The organism is Dictyobacter sp. Z7_2, from assembly GCF_057551105.1.
The window spans coordinates 2,115,919-2,134,309 of sequence record NZ_BAAJPE010000001.1 but is presented as its reverse complement, the minus strand read 5'-3'; the positions used below and the strand labels follow the sequence as shown (position 1 = coordinate 2,134,309).

At 51.1% G+C, this 18,391-nt stretch carries 10 protein-coding genes and 2 rRNA genes; 5 read left to right on the top strand and 7 right to left on the bottom strand.

What is annotated here, in order from left to right:
* The first annotated feature begins 150 nt into the window (after positions 1 to 150).
* From thiO to AC27N8_RS08475, 3 genes are all read left to right on the top strand, one after another.
* Positions 151 to 1,266 (top strand): glycine oxidase ThiO, encoded by a 1,116-nt coding sequence (gene thiO / locus AC27N8_RS08485; protein ID WP_487065924.1) that lies wholly within the window; start codon positions 151 to 153, stop codon positions 1,264 to 1,266.
* A gap of 659 nt (positions 1,267 to 1,925) precedes the next feature.
* A 16S ribosomal RNA gene (locus AC27N8_RS08480) occupies positions 1,926 to 3,406 on the top strand.
* Positions 3,407 to 3,716: 310 nt separating this feature from the next.
* A 23S ribosomal RNA gene (locus AC27N8_RS08475) occupies positions 3,717 to 6,696 on the top strand.
* The 16S and 23S rRNA genes sit together here, the layout of an rRNA operon.
* 159 nt (positions 6,697 to 6,855) lie before the next feature.
* Here the strand turns inward: AC27N8_RS08475 and AC27N8_RS08470 are convergent.
* Positions 6,856 to 7,464 carry a DJ-1/PfpI family protein gene (locus AC27N8_RS08470; RefSeq protein ID WP_487065922.1) on the bottom strand — a complete coding sequence of 203 codons (609 nt, stop codon included), beginning with the start codon at positions 7,462 to 7,464 and terminating at the stop codon, positions 6,856 to 6,858.
* Positions 7,465 to 7,534: 70 nt separating this feature from the next.
* A complete protein-coding gene (locus AC27N8_RS08465) occupies positions 7,535 to 8,959 on the bottom strand; it encodes an ATP-binding protein (protein ID WP_487065920.1) in 1,425 nt (474 codons plus the stop codon).
* 446 nt (positions 8,960 to 9,405) lie between these two features.
* On the opposite strand from AC27N8_RS08465, the gene AC27N8_RS08460 reads away from it, so the two are divergent.
* Positions 9,406 to 11,115: a hypothetical protein gene (locus AC27N8_RS08460; protein WP_487065918.1), complete on the top strand. Its 1,710-nt coding sequence runs from the start codon at positions 9,406 to 9,408 to the stop codon at positions 11,113 to 11,115.
* Positions 11,116 to 11,195: 80 nt separating this feature from the next.
* Positions 11,196 to 11,630: an OsmC family protein gene (locus AC27N8_RS08455; protein WP_487065916.1), complete on the top strand. Its 435-nt coding sequence runs from the start codon at positions 11,196 to 11,198 to the stop codon at positions 11,628 to 11,630.
* A gap of 105 nt (positions 11,631 to 11,735) precedes the next feature.
* Here AC27N8_RS08455 and ureG read toward each other — a convergent pair whose 3' ends face one another.
* The 5 genes from ureG to AC27N8_RS08430 all read right to left on the bottom strand — a co-directional run bounded on the left by ureG (position 11,736) and on the right by AC27N8_RS08430 (position 18,369).
* Positions 11,736 to 12,473 (bottom strand): urease accessory protein UreG, encoded by a 738-nt coding sequence (ureG, locus tag AC27N8_RS08450; RefSeq protein WP_487065914.1) that lies wholly within the window; start codon positions 12,471 to 12,473, stop codon positions 11,736 to 11,738.
* An 81-nt stretch (positions 12,474 to 12,554) separates the two neighbouring features.
* Positions 12,555 to 12,677: a hypothetical protein gene (locus AC27N8_RS08445; RefSeq protein WP_487065912.1), complete on the bottom strand. Its 123-nt coding sequence runs from the start codon at positions 12,675 to 12,677 to the stop codon at positions 12,555 to 12,557.
* A gap of 41 nt (positions 12,678 to 12,718) precedes the next feature.
* Positions 12,719 to 14,443 carry an urease subunit alpha gene (gene ureC / locus AC27N8_RS08440; RefSeq protein ID WP_487065910.1) on the bottom strand — a complete coding sequence of 575 codons (1,725 nt, stop codon included), beginning with the start codon at positions 14,441 to 14,443 and terminating at the stop codon, positions 12,719 to 12,721.
* A 234-nt stretch (positions 14,444 to 14,677) separates the two neighbouring features.
* The gene (locus AC27N8_RS08435; RefSeq protein ID WP_487065908.1) at positions 14,678 to 15,199 is read right to left on the bottom strand and encodes a GAF domain-containing protein; all 522 of its coding nucleotides are present in this window, start codon (positions 15,197 to 15,199) and stop codon (positions 14,678 to 14,680) included.
* A 182-nt stretch (positions 15,200 to 15,381) separates the two neighbouring features.
* The gene (locus tag AC27N8_RS08430) at positions 15,382 to 18,369 is read right to left on the bottom strand and encodes an amino acid permease (protein ID WP_487065906.1); all 2,988 of its coding nucleotides are present in this window, start codon (positions 18,367 to 18,369) and stop codon (positions 15,382 to 15,384) included.
* Positions 18,370 to 18,391: the final 22 nt, after the last annotated feature.

Here is an 18,391-nt window from a genome sequence, read left to right as displayed (position 1 = left end):
TTTTTTGTAGCCAACGCTGTTTTCACCTGCTTTAAAATCCTCTCCTGTTTGTCGTTTTCTGACAAGTTCTTGCTTGCTGAGTGGTAAGATAGTTGTTATGTTGGTACTTAGATAGTTGAGCGTTGCGAGAATTGGATTGGATGTGTTTGGATGCCTGTAACTGATGTTGTGATTATTGGCGGTGGCGTGATTGGAAGCTCTATTGCCTATTTTTTGCGTAAGGCTCATGTGGATGTTGTTTTACTGGAACGAGGGGCTATTGGTGGTCAGGCTTCTAGCGCTGCCGCTGGCTTGCTCGCTCCTCTTGGACCTATTTCAGGATCGGGACCACTTGCCGACCTGCTGCTCTCAAGCTTCGGGCAATTTGCTTCTCTTGTGCCTGCTCTGGAGGCTGAAAGTGGCCTGCGTGTGGGGTATGAGCAGTCTGGAGCATTACGTGTGGTGCGTAATGCGAAGCGAATTGATCATTTGAGGCAGCGTATGGAGTCGTGGAAGCGGTCAACCAGTTTGCAGGTGCTGTGGCTGGATGGCGATGAGGCTCGGAAGTATGAACCAGCGCTTTCCAGGGATGTTTGCGCAGCTGTTTATGCTCCTGAAGAAGCCCAGGTTCAAGCTACTCAACTTGTACGAGCGTTTGCCCAAGCTGCGCAGCATCTTGGTGCTCATGTGTATAGTGATACAGAGGTAGGGGCATTGCTCTATGATAATAAGAGCGTGGTAGGCGTGAGGACTTTACAGGGAGTTACTTATCATTGCAAACAGGTTGTACTGGCAGCTGGAGCCTGGTCGGCACGACTATGTACATCACTTGATGTAATGTTACCTGTACAGCCCGTTCATGGACAGATGATTGCTATGCAACAAGCCGCGATACCTCTACGCCACCTTATTTTTGGCGATGCTACATATGTATTTCCTCAAGCACAACAGGTTCTCGTTGGAGCTACAAAAGAAGATGAGGGCTTTAATATCGCTGTCACCCAGAAGGGGATATCTCGCCTGCAAACTACTGCACTCAGGCTTGCGCCTACTTTGTCGGCAAGTACTATCGAGCGTAGCTGGGCTGGTTTGCGTCCAGGCACTCCTGATCGAGCTCCTATTTTTGGGCCTGTACCTGGATGGGAAAATATTATACTGGCAACTGGACACAATGGTATTGGTGTGTTGTTAAGTCCCCTTAGTGGCCAATGTATCGCTGAGTATGTAATAAGCAGTCAATTGCCAGCACTTTTAAGGCCGTTCACGCTTGAGCGATTTCTTTCGTAGACAAGGTGAGCCTGATTTTTAGCTGGTTATTCCCAATTTGGGCTATGTTAGATTTTTGGTGTTAGAAACGCTTGACAGACGCAACACTCTTATGGCATAATCACTGAGCTGTCAAAAAGCGACAATCACTGCATCTTCTTCTGAGAGTATGTGCTCCTGTCCTTGTATATCAGTTGTGCCACGCTAAAGTGGCTCTCCGAGAAACATTTCTCTGGTATCTCCCAACACACTGTTGAGACCTCCCCAGGGATGTGCTGGCCCTTTTTTCTGGTCCCTGACTTGTCTTGACAGGCCGGACGACACGAATCACGAGTTTTCGGAGCCGCGCAAAAATTGCTCGGAAAACGCTTGACAAAGCACAAGGGATATGCGATACTACAGCTACGGAACGAGCGAGACACAAAACAACGAAACGCTCGATCCACACGAAAACACACGTTTTCGTAGATTGTACCTTGACAACTGAAGAGTGGAAAGCAGAACAGTAACTGGAACACACAGGTGTTTCACGTTCCTGTCAATTCGGTCCCGCATGTCATGTGCGGTGACCATTAATCTCTGCGAATTTATAGCCAATGTTAATGTAACTTGGTCATGATCGCAACTTAACGCAAATTGCATTTTTTCGCATCCTGTACGGGGTGTTGAATATATAAAATTTGATGGCGAGTTTGATCCTGGCTCAGGATAAACGCTGGCGGCGTGCCTAACACATGCAAGTCGAACGCTCTGAGCAATCAGAGAGTGGCGGACGGGTGAGTAACACGTGGGCAATCTACCCCGAGGTGAGGAATACCGGCGAGAAATCGCCGACAATACCGCATACGCTCTGCAAAGAGCAAAGTCTGCAAAGACGCCCTGGGATGAGCCTGCGCTCGATTAGTTAGTTGGTGGGGTAATAGCCTACCAAGACGTCGATCGATAGCTGGTCTGAGAGGACGATCAGCCACACTGGGATTGAGAACGGCCCAGACTCCTACGGGGGGCAGCAGTGAGGAATTTTCGTCAATGGGGGCAACCCTGAACGAGCAACGCCGCGTGCAGGAAGAAGGTTTTCGGATCGTAAACTGCTTTTCTCTGGGACGAGAACGGACGGTACCAGAGGAATCAGCCTCGGCTAACTACGTGCCAGCAGCCGCGGTAATACGTAGGAGGCGAGCGTTGTCCGGAGTTACTGGGCGTAAAGCGCACGCAGGCGGTCAGATCAGTCTGGAGTGACAGTCGTCGGCTTAACCGACGAAGTGTTCTGGAAACTGTCTGACTTGAGGGCTTCAGAGGGACACGGAATTCCGGGTGGAGTGGTGAAATGCGTAGATATCCGGAGGAACACCAATGGCGAAGGCAGTGTCCTGGGAAGTACCTGACGCTCAGGTGCGAAAGCTAGGGGAGCGAACAGGATTAGATACCCTGGTAGTCCTAGCCGTAAACGATGACCACTAGACGTTGGGGGTATCGACCCCTTCAGTGTCGCAGTTAACACGATAAGTGGTCCGCCTGGGGAGTACGGTCGCAAGATTAAAACTCAAAGGAATTGACGGGGACCCGCACAAGCAGCGGAGCGTGTGGTTTAATTCGATGCAACGCGAAGAACCTTACCAAGGCTTGACATGGATTTGCACCAGCGGTAATGCGCTGTCTCTTCGGAGCGGATCCACAGGTGCTGCATGGCTGTCGTCAGCTCGTGTCGTGAGATGTTGGGTTAAGTCCCGCAACGAGCGCAACCCCTGTCGTTAGTTGAACTAATCTAACGAAACTGCCATTTCAAAATGGAGGAAGGCGGGGATGACGTCAAGTCAGCACGGCCCTTACGCCTTGGGCGACACACACGCTACAATGGTCAGGACAAAGAGTTGCCAACCCGCGAGGGGGAGCTAATCTCGTCAAACCTGGCCTCAGTTCAGATCGGAGGCTGAAACTCGCCTCCGTGAAGGTGGAGTTGCTAGTAACCGTAGGTCAGCACACTACGGTGAATACGTTCCCGGGTCTTGTACACACCGCCCGTCACACCACGAAAGTTGGCAACACTTGAAGCCGCTGGGCTAACTCTTCGGAGAGGCAAGCGTCGAGGGTGGGGTCAGTGATTGGGGTGAAGTCGTAACAAGGTAGCCGTACCGGAAGGTGCGGCTGGATCACCTCCTTTCTAGGGAGCTACCGTCGAGGTTCGTGGATTCCATGAACGTTTCTAACTCGACGCACTTCCAGGTCGACACAGGACATGGTACATCTGTCCAGCATATCTGCGCTGGTTTCCACTCTCCAGAGGTTGGGGTTTCGCCCCACGAGCTACGGCTTGTGGTGTGCGCCAATCTTGCACGTTTACAACTGCATAGGATATCTCTTCAATTTTGCTGAGCGCAATGTGTGGTCAGCCGAAACTGAAGCAGAGGATCGAAAGTTTTTATCACCAAAAGATAAAATGTCAAGCATTCAAGACATGACAAAGATGTAGAGAACAAGCTACACAGAGTACGAGGTGGATGCCTTGGCGCTGAAGACCGAAGAAGGACGCGGAGACCGGCGAAACGTTTGGGGGGAGCTGCATGCAAGCGATGAGCCCCAAGATTCCGAATGAGGCAACTCTTCCAGAGTGATGTCTGGAAACCGCCTGCTGAACACATAGGCAGTGACGGGGGGCAGTGGGTGAACTGAAACATCTCAGTAACCCGACGAAAAGAAATCAACCGAGATTCCCGTAGTAGTGGCGAGCGAACCGGGAGCAGCCCAAACCGGAGGTTCTTCGGAACAACCGGGGTTGTAGGACCGATATCAAGCAATGATGAACTACTCGAAGGCGTTGGAAAGCGCCACCAGAGCGGGTGAGAGTCCCGTAGAGGACGGTTTATCAACGTGGATCGGTATCCTGAGTACCACGAGGCACGTGAAACCTTGTGGGAAGCTGGGGGGACCACCCTCCAAGGCTAAACATCTTCAGCGACCGATAGCGAACAAGTACCGTGAGGGAAAGGTGAAAAGCACCCCGAGAGGGGGATGAAAGAGACCCTGAAACCACGTACTCACCAGCAGTCAGAGGCCACTGTCTCTTGCGAGACCAAGGGCTAATGGCGTGCCTTTTGTAGAATGATCCGGCGAGTGCATCGTCGTAGCCTGGTTAACCAACGGTAAAGTTGGGGAGCCACAGAGCAATCGAGTCTGAACAAGGCGACCGTTGCGGCGATGCGACCCGAAACCGTGTGAGCTATCCATGAGCAGAGTGAAGCGGATGTGACAGTCCGTCGAGGCTCGAACCCACCAGTGTTGCAAAACTGGGGGATGACTTGTGGATAGGGGAGAAATTCCAATCGAACACGGAGATAGCTGGTTCTCCCCGAAATGTATTGAGGTACAGCTGCATGATTGAGAACTATCCTGGAGGTAGAGCACTGAATGGGCTAGGGGCCTTTTGCGGGTTACCAAACCCAACCAAACTCCGAATGCCAGGACAGATTGCATGCAAGTGAGACAGTGGGGGCTAAGCTTCATTGTCGAAAGGGAAACAGCCCAGACCATCAGCTAAGGTCTCTAAATATGCGCTTAGTGTCAAAGGGAGTCATTTCGCCCAAACAGCCAGGATGTTGGCTTAGAAGCAGCCATCATTGAAAGAGTGCGTAATAGCTCACTGGTCGAGTGGAGTGGCACCGACAACGTATCGAGGCTCAAGCGCGTTACCGAAGCTATGGAATTTTACAGTCTCCTTGGAGTCTGTAGGGTTGGTAGGGGAGCGTTCTGCGGGCAGAGAAGCCAGATCGAAAGAACTGGTGGAGCGCGCAGAAGTGAGAATGCCGGAATGAGTAGCGTCATGTCTGTGAAAACCAGACACACCGAATGCCTGAGGGTTCCTGGGCACCGTCAATCGTCCCAGGGTGAGTCGGGTCCTAAGCCGAGGACGTCATAGTCGTAGGCGATGGAAAGCAGGTTGGACATTCCTGCACCGGAGTACTTCGTTACGAGCAATGGGGGGACGCGGTAAGGAAGGTGAGCCCATCGAATGGACAGGATGGGTCTGTATATGGAAGCGCGACGCCGAGGAAAATCCCGGAGTCCTGTGCGTGACCAGTGCAGCGAGCGGTCGCAAGACTGCGGAAGTCATTGAACCCTACGCCGCCAAGAAAAGCCTCTCGCCAGAAGCTTACTCCGCCCGTACCGCAAACCGACACTGGTAGGCAGGGGGAAATCTCCCCAGGTGATCGAGCGACCCTCTGTTAAGGAACTCGGCAAATTGACCCCGTACCTTCGGAAGAAGGGGTGCCCTAGTAGCGATGTCTTTTCGGAGATGGCGTGAGGGGGTTGCAAGAAATTGGCTCAACCGACTGTTTACCAAAAACACAGGTCTCTGCGAACGCGAAAGCGGAAGTATAGGGGCTGACTCCTGCCCAGTGCCGGAAGGTTACGAGGAGCGGTGATCGTAGCTGCGAATCTAAGCCCCGGTGAACGGCGGCCGTAACTATAACGGTCCTAAGGTAGCGAAATTCCTTGTCGGGTAAGTTCCGACCCGCACGAAAGGAGTAACGAGTTGAGCACTGTCTCGACAGAGGACTCGGCGAAATTGAAGTACCCGTGAAGATACGGGTTACCCACGACAGGACAAAAAGACCCCGTGGAGCTTTACTACACCTTGATCTGGATACGAGGTGGATCGTGCGTAGCATAGGTGGGAGTCGGAGAACCTATCCTTGTGGGGGTAGGGGAGACAACAGTGAAATACCACTCTCGATACAGTTTGTGTCTCATGCGTCACCGTGATCCGGGACGCAGACAAGGTCAGGCGGGTAGTTTGACTGGGGCGGTCGCCTCCCAAAGAGTAACGGAGGCGCCCAAAGGTTCCCTCAGGGTGGATGGACATCACCCATAAGAGTGTAAAGGCAGAAGGGAGCTTGACTGCAAGACGGACAGGTCGAGCAGGGACGAAAGTCGGGCTTAGTGATCCCACATTCCCGAGTGGAAGGAGTGTGGCTCAACGGATAAAAGCTACCCCGGGGATAACAGGCTTATCTTGCCCAAGAGTTCACATCGACGGCAAGGTTTGGCACCTCGATGTCGGCTCGTCGCATCCTGGGGCTGGAGTAGGTCCCAAGGGTTGGGCTGTTCGCCCATGAAAGCGGCACGCGAGCTGGGTTCAGAACGTCGCGAGACAGTTCGGTCTCTATCCGTCGTGGGCGTAGGAGAATTGAGGGGCGTCATCTCCAGTACGAGAGGACCGAGATGGCTTGACCGCTGGTGTGCCAGTTGGCCTGCCCAGGCCACAGCTGGATAGCTATGTCAAGAAGGGATAAGCGCTGAAGGCATCTAAGCGCGAAGCCGCACCCAAGATGAGTTCTCCCAACACTTTCGAGTGTTTAAGATCCCAAGCAGACGACTTGGTAGATAGACGACACGTGGACATCCGGTAACGGACGGAGCGAAGTCGCCCTAATGATCGAGCGGCTTGTTTCACAATTGTATCTTCATCATGGACTTTGAATGCGGGTTCTCTGCTTCAGCGACGGTTGATCGCACGCGGGGCTCGGCAAAATTGAGGACAGATCCTATGCAGTATGTACTCTTTCGAGAAGAGAGACCCTACTCATGCACGAGTAAGGTCTTTTTTTGTGCTTATTTATATCCTTCGTATTCCATATTACGTGCAACCCAGAGAGCTGTTTCGCGACCGTACAGACGCTCTATGACATGCAAACTCATATCGATGCCCGCTGAGACCCCTGCCGACGTAATAATATGCCCTTCATCGACAACACGTGTGTCGGCCAGCACTTTAATCAGGGGATAAGCTTCTTGCAGCCTCTCCACGCTACCCCAATGGGTTGTGGCTTGATGATCATCCAATAGCTTACCTTCAGCGAGGAGAAAAGCTCCAGTGCAGACACTTGTTGTCAGTTGTGTTAGCTCATTTTGCTGCTGAATCCACTTGATAATTTTCTGATTATGGACTTCCTTGCGTGTCCCCTGTCCACCTGGGATGACAATGATGTCAAGCGGTGGATGATCATCAATTGTCGCTATCGGCTTGACCAGTAAGCCTCCCCGGCAAGAAACGATCCTATCTGTTTCGGCGATAGTGATGGCCTTACAAAGTCTCTGCGTGTCGTCAGCTTGATGTGGATCGCGTGCGGTCGCGAAAACCTCAAACGGCCCACAAAAGTCCAGTACTTCGACCTCATCAAAAATCAGGATACCAACAGTCAGTTGTTTGCTTTCTTCCATATCAATAAAATCTCCTTTTGCGTTTTTACTAACAAATTACTGATGATGATCTTTTCAACGTATTACTTTTCTAGCGTGTGGTTTCTGTAATCGGTGCAGGTTGGACGTATTTGAATTCAGCTTCCAGATCATCCACAAACTGGCGTGCGCTGCGGCCCGAGCGACCAGCATGTTGACGCTCCCACTGCATGGCGCGACTATGTAAATCGTCTTCAGAGATATGAATATGACGCTTTTGCGCCAGCTCTTTGACAATTCGTAGATATTGTTTCTGATCAGGTGAGAGAAAGGTCACACGCAGGCCAAAGCGATGTGCTAATGACTGCTTCTCATCCATTGTATCGCGCCAATTTACATCCTCGGTTGGATTTCCGCGTTCATTAAAGTTCTCGCGGATCAAGTTCATGCGATTTGAGGTGGCGCAGATCGCTACATTCCTGGGACGCGTCTCAGATGTGCCTTCGAGCAGCACTTTGAGCTTTTTGTAGGATGTCTCATTCTCTTCAAAGGAGAGGTCATCGATAAAGAGTAGATAATGGGGAGCGCGTCCACGAAGTTCTGCGACAATTAGTGGTAGATCGTCAACGTGTTCTTTATTGATCTCCAGCAGGCACAGACCCTGCTCGGCGTAGGCATTGGCGATGGCTTTGACCGTCGATGACTTACCGGTCCCTGGAGGTCCGTAGAGGAGCATATCATGTGCGGGCAGACCAGCGATGAAGCGTTCGATGTTGGCTGTAAGCTTTGTCTGCTGCCTTTCCTGTCCGATCAACTCGGACAACTGAATCTCATCGGGATGAGCTATCCCTTCGAGCTGTTGTTTGGTCCCTTGCCAGCGTAGGACGTGGTAGTGTGCGAAGGGACCTGTCCCATAACGTGACCAATAGTGCTCAAGTGGAGAGATCAGGTCTTTCCAATCGGTGGCTGCTGCGATTGTTCGCGTCAGCGCCTGGCGAGCATGATTGCTTGCCTCGACGCGTCGAGGCTGGAGATTATGCCAGGGAATCCAGGCTGTGCCGAGTGCTGGCATAGTTGGAATAACTGCTGCACAGGTCTGCTCCCAGAGCATCTGAGCGTCCAGCTTAAAGAGGCTCTGGAGCGTTTGAAGATCATGCTCAGCCTGGATACGTATCCCTGCCGGAATCTGTTCTCGACCGAGATCTTCAACCTGTGTGCTCCAGAGATTTCTATCGTCGATCAGTCGTGCAATCAGATAAGCTTGCCAGGCATCGGCCACAGTATTGATTGAGTCTTCGTACATACTTGCCGCGAGTTGGTTGAATGCATTGCTGTAAGCCTCTGCCGTGACGATCGGATCTGGTTGTGTTCTCGCCAATTGTTGCAGCAATTGTAAGATAGATTGTCCTGTACTGTCAGAGAGAACACCACGTAGCAGGGTGAGTCCATGGATGCTGTAGGCTGCTGTGCGGATCTGTGCGGAGGGATCGAAATCTGCATGTTGATCATGTTTGTGTTCATTCATATCTATTTGCATAGAGCGAGGATCATCCTTTAGTTCTGTGATTATGCCAGGGTTGGAAGATAGAGCATTCTGATATCTGCCTGGTTCTTAAAATAATGGACGTGCGCGTGGAAAGACATATCAAGAAGTATAGCATATCCAATAAACGACTTTGTATCAAAGGCTTTCTTTGTATCTCGATGAAAAATGTAGTGTACCGCGTTTTATCTATAGCGATGATTTTTCTCATCAAATGAGCTATTGGATATGAGTGAGATGTCAAATGTTATAATATTATCTATATATGTTGGCATGCCAGGATAGATTAAAAGAACTATATCGCTCTATACGCAGGCTTTATTACTTGTCGTACGCTACATCTTTCAGCAATGCGGTAAGCGTAAACTTAATCTTGTTGATATTGGATAAATGACTGAGATAGATAGTGTTTGAGCCATACAGTTATTGAGGAGAAGATAATGGCATCACAGGAGCATCCTGAAGCGTCTAACATATCGGAAGAGGAGCGTGGCCGCTCGCGCTCAGATGTGAAGGCGCCAGCTTCAGCACCAATTACTGATAAGTCAGCTTCAGATGACATTTATAAAACCATCCGTGTTCCTTCTCCGGTGCCTCATGATATAGAGCTTGCGCTCAATGAAGCGACGCCGGTTTCCAATGATGCTCGAGATGATAGGCAGAGCGCTTTACCTGATGAAGCAGATATCGAAAAGACGACGAAAATTCCTAAATATACACGCTCCAGTATCTATCAAACAGCCGTACCAGAGATCCATGTGCCTGTTCATGATACCGATAAGCCATCGATCGATGTGTCTCATATTATCAATGTGACAACTCTACCTTTGTATCAGAGCAAGCAACCGCGCTCAATTGATGCAGGATTACAATATAGGTGTACTATTCAGGGAAGGCGACGACGTTTTGAGCTGCGTCCTGTGCTAATCCCTCTCTTCTCCCTGCTCATTTTTGCTGTGGGAGTACTGGGAGTCCTCTATTATTCAGGTGTCCACTTCGGCAGTCGAGCCGTCTCAGCAGTGATCCTGCCCGCAGTTAACAAACCAGACGCTCTCACGCCGGCGACCAACATTTTATCCGTACTGAGCGGTACGATGAGCGCTTCGCAAGGGTATACTGATAGTGCTCAGCAAGTGGCCTATATTGATCCGCAGCGGCATATTCAACTGCTTGCCAACGTCGATGGACAATCCTGGCAACAGGCTGATCTCACGCATCTGACATCGGCTCCTGTTGCAAATGATACTGGTCTGACCAGTTATAGTTGGATCAAAGGTGGCAGGCAGCAGGTGGCGTATCTTGATGTCTTTGGTCACGTCCAGTTGTTGTCGTCTGGAGACGATGGAGTCTGGCATGTGTCTGATCTCACGCGGCGTACCTCTGCTCCCTTAGCAGGTGGTACGGCTCTGATTGGATATCAGTGGCTGCAAACAGGATCGCAGCAAATTATCTATATCGATCAAGCGTATCACATCCAGGAACTGACCAGTGTTGACGGGACTAACTGGCAGGTTACTGATCTTACCAACCTGACGCATACGGCTGTTTCAGATGGGACTGCCTTGACCGCTTTTATCTGGACGCGAGCTGCCGAGGAGCAGGTTGTCTATGTGGATGCGCATCGACATATTGTGGATCTCTCTACAACTTCAACTGGTACATGGCAGAGTATTGATCTCTCGGAGACATATCACGCACCGCTATCGAACGGATCTGTGCTTGTAGGTTATGAGTGGGGCGTCAATGGAACTATGCAGATTGATTATATCGATAATCGTAACCACATCCAGGAATTGTCAGACTCGCTGCAAGGGAAATGGACACTAAGCGATGTGACAGCAACGACAAACAGTCCTGTGACCAATGGACAGGCTCTGGCAGGCTTCGATTGGATACAGGGTGGAGCTCGCATTCTGCTTTATATCGATGGCAATAAGCATATCCAGGAATTATCGCAACTCCCTCAAGAGAACTGGAACGAAGCTGATGTAACTCAGCTTACATCCTCACCTCTTGCGAGTGGAACCGGCCTGATGGGATATACCTGGCCTGTAAATGGAAGCCAACTGGTTGTGTTTATGGATACAACTCATCATCTACAAGCATTATCTGATATTGCTAATGGTAGCTGGCGCAAGGTAAACTGGTAGTAGCAGATAGAGATTATCTGCTCAACAACCTTTTAAATGACTTCGACATTTTTATAGTCCTATGAAGAAGGAGAATTTCTATGGCGATTCGTAAGGCAGATGCAGAGTGGCGTGGCGATTTACAACAGGGACAGGGTACTGTACGCCTGGGTAGTGGAGCGTTCGAAGGGCAGTACTCTTTTCGCTCACGTATGGGCGATGGCTCAGGAGGAACCAATCCTGAAGAACTGATCGGGGCTGCCCATGCTGCTTGCTTTTCCATGGCGTTATCTGCGGCACTGTCCGGTGCAGGGCATACACCAACCAGCGTCCATACGACTGCAAGCGTTCATTTCAGTCCAGTTGAAGGTGGCTTTGCCATTAATCCCATTGAATTGACCACTGAGGCTGTTGTGCCTGGCATCGATGATGCGACCTTCCAGAAGTTTGCCGCCGACGCAAAACAAAATTGTCCTGTCTCGAAGGCTCTGGCTGCTACCGATATTCGTTTGAATGCGACTCTGCTAGAAGGATAATACTGGCGGGATCGTTCGATTTCACTGCTATAGCGCAGACAATACAGTTATACCGTATTGCCTGCGCGTTTATTTTTGTGGGCTGTTTGATGATTGTGGTGCTTGCTAGTGCGTGTGTGAATGTACATGCTCGTGATCATGCGTATGACCATCGTCATGATCGTGGCTATGTGGTTGTCCCACATAAGGCGCGTGAGCGTCGATGATACCTGGACGTTGTGCCGTGGGAATGGCTAGTTGTTGCTCAAGCCAGCCGATAACGGTATCCAGCCCTGTTTCATCTTTGAGATTCGTGAAGACAAATGGTCTATCTCCACGCTTGAGCCGAGCGTCGCGCTCCATCACCTCAAGTGAAGCACCGACATAGGGAGCCAGATCTATCTTGTTAATGATTAATAAATCCGAGCGCATGATGCCAGGACCACCTTTGCGAGGAATCTTATCGCCGCCAGAAACGTCGATCACGTAGATAGAGACATCCACCAGCTCGGGACTAAATGCCGCCGCCAGATTATCTCCACCACTTTCGACAAAGATCAATGCCAGATCCGGAAGGCTCTCCTCTAGATCAGCAATGGCCTCCAGATTCATCGAAGCATCCTCGCGGATCGCTGCATGTGGACATCCACCTGTCTCGACGCCCCGAATTCGCTCTAAGGGCAGCGTTCCCTGACGTTGTAGAAATTCGGCATCTTCCAGCGTATAAATATCGTTTGTGACGACCGCCAGGTTATAGCGCGGCCAGAGATGCTTGCTGAGACGGTCCACTAGCGCTGTTTTTCCACTGCCCACGGGACCAGCGATCCCCACACGAAAGGCTCGTACAAAGTTTGTGTCTGTCATAATTGTATCCTTCGTTTATCACATTATGGTACATGCATGTAGCGTCGCACGCTGGCGTGCGATGTCCCACTCGACGTACGATCAGGCAGGCCAGCGTGGCTCGCCAAAACGCTGCTGTTGCGTGCGATATCCCACTCGATGTACGATCAGGCGGGCCAGCGTGGCTCGCCAAAACGCTGCTGTCTCGTACGATGAACTGGACATTGTGCCCTTGGGCACAACGCTACGTTTGGGGTCGATAATCCTTAAAAGAGAAAGTAGCGCTGAGCAAGAGGCAGTGCTTCTGCTGGTTCGCAGGTCAGCAGCTCGCCGTCCGCTCGTACTTCATAGGTCTCCGGATCGACTTCAATCGTGGGTGTGGCATCGTTATGGATCATATTAGCTTTCCCGATGGCCCGACAATTCTCGACCGCTACCGCTTGCTTCTGTAAACCTATCTTCTGTGGTATACCCGCTTCGAGAGCAGCTTTAGAAACAAATGTCAGACTTGTAGCCGCCGTCGCGGCTCCAAATGAGCCGAACATGGGACGATAAAGGACTGGCTGTGGCGTTGGTATGGAGGCATTGGCATCGCCCATCGCGCTCCAGGAAATGAAGCCTCCCTTGACGATCATCTCTGGTTTCACGCCGAAGAAGGCAGGCTTCCAGAGGACAAGATCTGCCAGCTTGCCTGGCTCAATCGAGCCGATCTGATGGGCGACCCCATGAGTGATCGCTGGATTAATGGTATATTTGGCAACGTAACGCTTGACGCGAAAATTATCATTGCGACTGGAATCCTGTGGCAGAGCGCCGCGCTGCACCTTCATTTTATGAGCTGTCTGCCAGGTACGCGTGACGACCTCACCGATCCTCCCCATCGCCTGTGAGTCGCTGGAGATCATGCTAAAGACGCCCAGATCGTGCAGAATATCCTCCGCTGCGATGGTCTCCGGACGTATGCGACTTTCAGCGAAGGCGACATCCTCGGGCACCTGGGGATTGAGATGATGACAGACCATAAGCATGTCTAGATGCTCCGCAATTGTGTTGACCGTATACGGTCTGGTCGGGTTGGTCGACGAGGGCAAAATATTGCCGTAAGAGGCGATACGGATGATGTCTGGCGCGTGTCCTCCGCCAGCTCCTTCGGTATGATAGGTATGGATGGTGCGCTTCCCAATCGCGGCGATGGTATCCTCTACGAAGCCAGCCTCATTGATTGTATCTGTATGAATCGCGACCTGTACATCATATTGATCGGCCACCTTCAGGCAGGTATCGATGGCGGCAGGCGTTGTTCCCCAGTCCTCATGCAGCTTGAGCCCACAAGCGCCAGCGCGTAATTGTTCCGCCAGTGGCTCCTCGGTTGAGGTATTGCCTTTGCCCAGGAAACCGAAGTTGACCGGCCAATGCTCGATCGATTGCAGCATTCGCGCCAGATTCCAGGCTCCGGGAGTGCAGGTGGTGGCATTGGTCCCGGTTGCAGGCCCTGTACCGCCGCCAATCATCGTGGTGATACCGTTCGACATGGCTTCATAGATCTGCTGCGGCGCGATAAAGTGAATATGAGAATCGATGCCACCGGCTGTGACAATCATATTTTCGCCCGCGATAACTTCTGTGCTGGAGCCAACAATCAGAGCGGGATCGACGCCATCCATCGTATCAGGATTGCCCGCCTTGCCCACTTTGACAATACGTCCATCTTTAATCCCGATATCGCCTTTGACGATGCCCCAATGATCAATAATGATCGCATTGGTAATTACCAGATCCAAAGCTCCGTTCGTCCCCTCACGCGTGGCGCGGCTGCTCTGCCCCATGCCATCGCGGATCACCTTGCCGCCTCCAAAGGTGATCTCGTCGCCATAGACGGTGTAGTCCTGTTCGATTTCAATGATTAGCTCGGTGTCTGCCAGACGTACGCGATCGCCAGTTGTCGGACCATACAGATCCGCGTACGTCTGGCGGGAAATATGCAAGCTCATACCGATGATGTCCTCTCATCTTTGATTGCAGTCATAGTGAACTACCCGAAATATGCAAAAAGTAAGATTTTTTCTACCTCTTTAGTATACCATTCTGATAAGAGCCATACCTCCCTCATGCATCTCGTAGCCAATCAGGCTAACCGGGCAATTGGGCGTATGGCTCTTAAAAAGATTGTGGGATGCTTTACTCATCACTTCAAATTCTTTGAAAGGGATTGTGGCTTTTTGATGTCAAATGGGTGCCTTATCTTTATGGCTACTAACTGTAGTATTCACTTCTTGCTCAACCAGATGCACGATATCTTTAAAACTGTCCAGCTCTGTTTCACTCATGATTCTTGGCATGAAATCGACCATGCAAAGTGTGCCAATTGCGTATCCGCGTGGTCCGTGCAACGGGTAACCTGCGTAGAAGCGAATAAATGGTGGCCCGGTGACCAGGGGATTTTTGGCAAAGCGTGCATCCAGTGTAGTATCCATGACAATCATTGGCTGATTGAGGATGATCGTTTGAGCGCAAAAGGAGATATCTCTCGATGTTTCTGAAAGTGCCAGCCCCTGGCAGGCTTTAAACCATTGCCGTTTGACGTCAATTAAGCTGATGAATGCCACAGGGACGTTATAGGCCGTTCTAATGTGGCGAATGAAGTGATCAAAACGCTCTTCTGCTGGTGTATCTAACAGTCCAAGTGAATAGAGATCTTCGAGTCGCTCTTTTTCATCTGCTGGTATTAGTGCCTTCTCTTCTGTCATGATAAACCTTTCTTTGGTTGAATTTTCGCTGAGCACGTCACCCTGCTCGCGTTTTGTAATCGGCATTGACTTATCAAACAATGAGAGAATGAATCTCAGTATTTGTGAAACATCGGACCTCTTTTCTCTGTATTCCAAAAACGTTCTAGCGCACAAAAAAGAGTCAGGTATTGATAGAATCTCTAATTAGGGGTATCTATGATGTTCCAATGCGGAACAGTGGCAATTACTTTTTGGAGAGCGGTAATCACGGATGGATCGAACTGTGTACCGGCAAAGCGCTTGAGCTCTCTGATCGCCTGCACTGAACTATTGGCTTTGCTATAGGAGCGGCCCATCGTTAATACGCCATAGACATCGGCAACCGTAATAATGCGTGCTTCCAGAGGAATGTCCTCGCCACGCAGATGATCAGGATACCCCTGCCCATCCCAGCGTTCATGATGTCCGCGGATGGCTGGCGCTAGCGTGCGTAGCGCCGGAATGCAACTGATCACCTGTGCTCCTATAGCAGGATGAGTTCTCATAATCTCCCATTCCTCAGGCGTCAATTTGGATGGCTTGCGTAGTATGGCATCCGGTATAGCAATCTTTCCCAGATCATGCAGGCGAGCTGCCAGGCCGATCATGTGTGCGCTGGCAGCGTCTATACCCATGATCAATGCGATCTGTATCGCGAGTAGGGCCACGGCTTCTGTATGTTCGCCTGTGCATGGATCACGCATATCCAGGAGCGTCGCAAATCCTTCCGTTGTGGCATCAATCATTGTTTCTTGATAGGTATTTGCTATCATATCCTCGTCATCCAGGGGTGCTATAGTGTGGTCAGATGCTGCATGAATCTGATTTCGGCCCATCTTCTTGGCCGTATACATAGCGTTATCGGCTGCATCTATCAGCCCGGAGCAATCGGTGGCATCCTGTGGAAAGGCTGTCACCCCGAGTGAGCAGGTGAGGTGATTTCCACCTGTGGCGACAAAGATATGGTGTGCGATCTGCGTGCATATTCGCTCGGCGACAAGACGCGCATCTTTCTCGCATGTCTTGGGCAGTAGAGCCATAAATTCTTCACCACCCCAGCGACCAAGGATGTCCTCGCTACGTAGACACTGTTGGACTTTATGACCAAACTCATGGAGCGTGGCATCTCCAGCCAGATGACCACAGACGTCGTTGACACTCTTGAAATGATCGAGATCTATAAAAAGGAGACTACAAGGCTGTTGGTTCTTGAGCATGTTTTCTAACTTTTGGGCCAGGGCGCGATGGTTGAACAGGCCCGTGAGGGGATCGGTAACGGCCAGCATGGCCAGCTCGTCGTGTGCCTTCTGTAACTCGGTATTATATCTCTGCATTTGCTCATGAACAGCAATCAAGCCTATACGTGCATGAGAGAGGGATACGGCAACTGATACCAGTTGCCCTTGCATAATATTAAAACTTGCGGCCATTGCGCCGACCTCGTCATAGGAATGGACCACGATCGGTGGAATATCAATCTGTACTTGCGCCGCTTCCAGATCGCCTCTTTGTAACGCGTGCATGGCTACAACGAGATCTGTCAATGTACCACGTGTCAGCCGATCGGCCGCCTTGGCGACTTCGCCGACGGCGTGTCCGATCATACCGGGCAGAATAAAGCCAACTGCAAGGGTCAGGATGGCAGAGGCGACGAAAAAATCTTCCAGAGTGGTAATCAGTTCGATATACGATCTACTGATATAATGGATGGCAAGCAGATATCCCACACTATCTAATGATAGGACAACGAGCATTGAGCCTGTGAGCTTGAGATGTAACGAATGCAAGGAGATATGTCCACCCACCAGATGCCGATCGTTCCAACGCCGTAGAGCGTAAAGGAGAGATCCTGAGTAGGTGAGGGTAAATCCGGCAATCACTGTGGGCAGGCCAAACTGCTCAAAGCCGAGTATGGTGGAGAGACACCAGATGCCTGAAGCAAGCAGTCCCAACATGATAGTGCCTCGCGGTGCGCGATATGGTCGCGCCATGGCAGGTTCATTACGCCGTAGTAGCCAGACAGCAACATTTGGCAGGCAGATGCCTATCAGATAGGTTAGATTGGCAGCAGCAATTACCCAGGTGGGATCACCAGTCAGCAAGAAAATAATGGCCATGCCTGCGGTTAACAGGGTTGCTACCCAGGGCGTATCTGTCGGTAGGCGACGTGCGAGCACAAGTGGTAGCAAGCCATCCTCCGCTAATTGTGAGAGTGTACGGGCAGCTCCGGCTAGAGGTTGTAGCGTTCCATGGAACATATTAAATATCATAAACCAGATAGTGACCGCTCGTGCCAGACTGCCAAACCATGGAGCATAGGTTGGTCCGAGCGTTTGTGCCAGATTGCCGATTAAGGGCGTTGGGCCGAGTACTCCAAGCCAGATGACAGGGAGAAAGATGAAATAAATAGAGGCCATGGCTCCGCTGGCAAAGATGGCGCGAGGGACATTTTTATTGGGGTTGATTGTCTCTCCGACATGACAGGTTGCTGCCTCAAAGGCTGGAGCTGCGAAGCCGACCAGATAGAGACCCGCCATGGCGCTGGTTAAAGAACCGAATAGCCCAGGAAATGGACTGATGAGCTGAAAATTGACTGCCTGCTGCCAATCAACCTGACCACTCAAGACCGGGATTAATCCTGATAGAAAGGCCAGTAGCGCCGATGCGCTTGCCAGAGGGATAGCCAAGTAATTTACCCAGCGGATCCCGCAGAGATTAATCAGCGTAAAGAAGAGTACTAACAGCGTGGCCAGTAAAGGTACTGATATGTGAGGGAGATACCACTGCGAGATAGCGCTGGCTGATAAGATAGCGGTGAGTCCACAGGTTGGCACCCATCCCCACCAGTAGCAGACGCCAGTGAGATTGGCAAGTACTGGGCTATAAGGCCGAAAGGCTTCCGCGCATGTGGCGGCGATGCCTCCAACGCGATTAGGCCACATCAGCACAAGTTCTGTCCAGCCTGGGGCCGCTGCCCAACCCAGCAGTAGGCCAAGGATCAGGAGCGGAATGGCTGCGCTCCCCTGTCCCATGATTAATGCACCCAGTAAAAAGAGACTCTGGTTGCTTCCACCCATCGCCAGCGAGGTTGTTCCGATCCAACCTATCGTGCGCGGATGAGGGGGGAATGGTTGAGTGATCTGACTCATGATAGTTATCTCTACCCTTTCG

What these genes read in the sequence shown, in the direction of transcription:
- thiO (WP_487065924.1), top strand. Translation starts at nt 151, where the DNA reads ATGCCTGTAACTGATGTTGTGATTATTGGCGGTGGCGTGATTGGAAGC.
- AC27N8_RS08470 (WP_487065922.1), bottom strand. Translation starts at nt 7,464, where the DNA reads ATGGAAGAAAGCAAACAACTGACTGTTGGTATCCTGATTTTTGATGAG.
- AC27N8_RS08465 (WP_487065920.1), bottom strand. Translation starts at nt 8,959, where the DNA reads ATGCAAATAGATATGAATGAACACAAACATGATCAACATGCAGATTTC.
- AC27N8_RS08460 (WP_487065918.1), top strand. Translation starts at nt 9,406, where the DNA reads ATGGCATCACAGGAGCATCCTGAAGCGTCTAACATATCGGAAGAGGAG.
- AC27N8_RS08455 (WP_487065916.1), top strand. Translation starts at nt 11,196, where the DNA reads ATGGCGATTCGTAAGGCAGATGCAGAGTGGCGTGGCGATTTACAACAG.
- ureG (WP_487065914.1), bottom strand. Translation starts at nt 12,473, where the DNA reads ATGACAGACACAAACTTTGTACGAGCCTTTCGTGTGGGGATCGCTGGT.
- AC27N8_RS08445 (WP_487065912.1), bottom strand. Translation starts at nt 12,677, where the DNA reads ATGTCCAGTTCATCGTACGAGACAGCAGCGTTTTGGCGAGCCACGCTG.
- ureC (WP_487065910.1), bottom strand. Translation starts at nt 14,443, where the DNA reads ATGAGCTTGCATATTTCCCGCCAGACGTACGCGGATCTGTATGGTCCG.
- AC27N8_RS08435 (WP_487065908.1), bottom strand. Translation starts at nt 15,199, where the DNA reads ATGACAGAAGAGAAGGCACTAATACCAGCAGATGAAAAAGAGCGACTC.
- AC27N8_RS08430 (WP_487065906.1), bottom strand. Translation starts at nt 18,369, where the DNA reads ATGAGTCAGATCACTCAACCATTCCCCCCTCATCCGCGCACGATAGGT.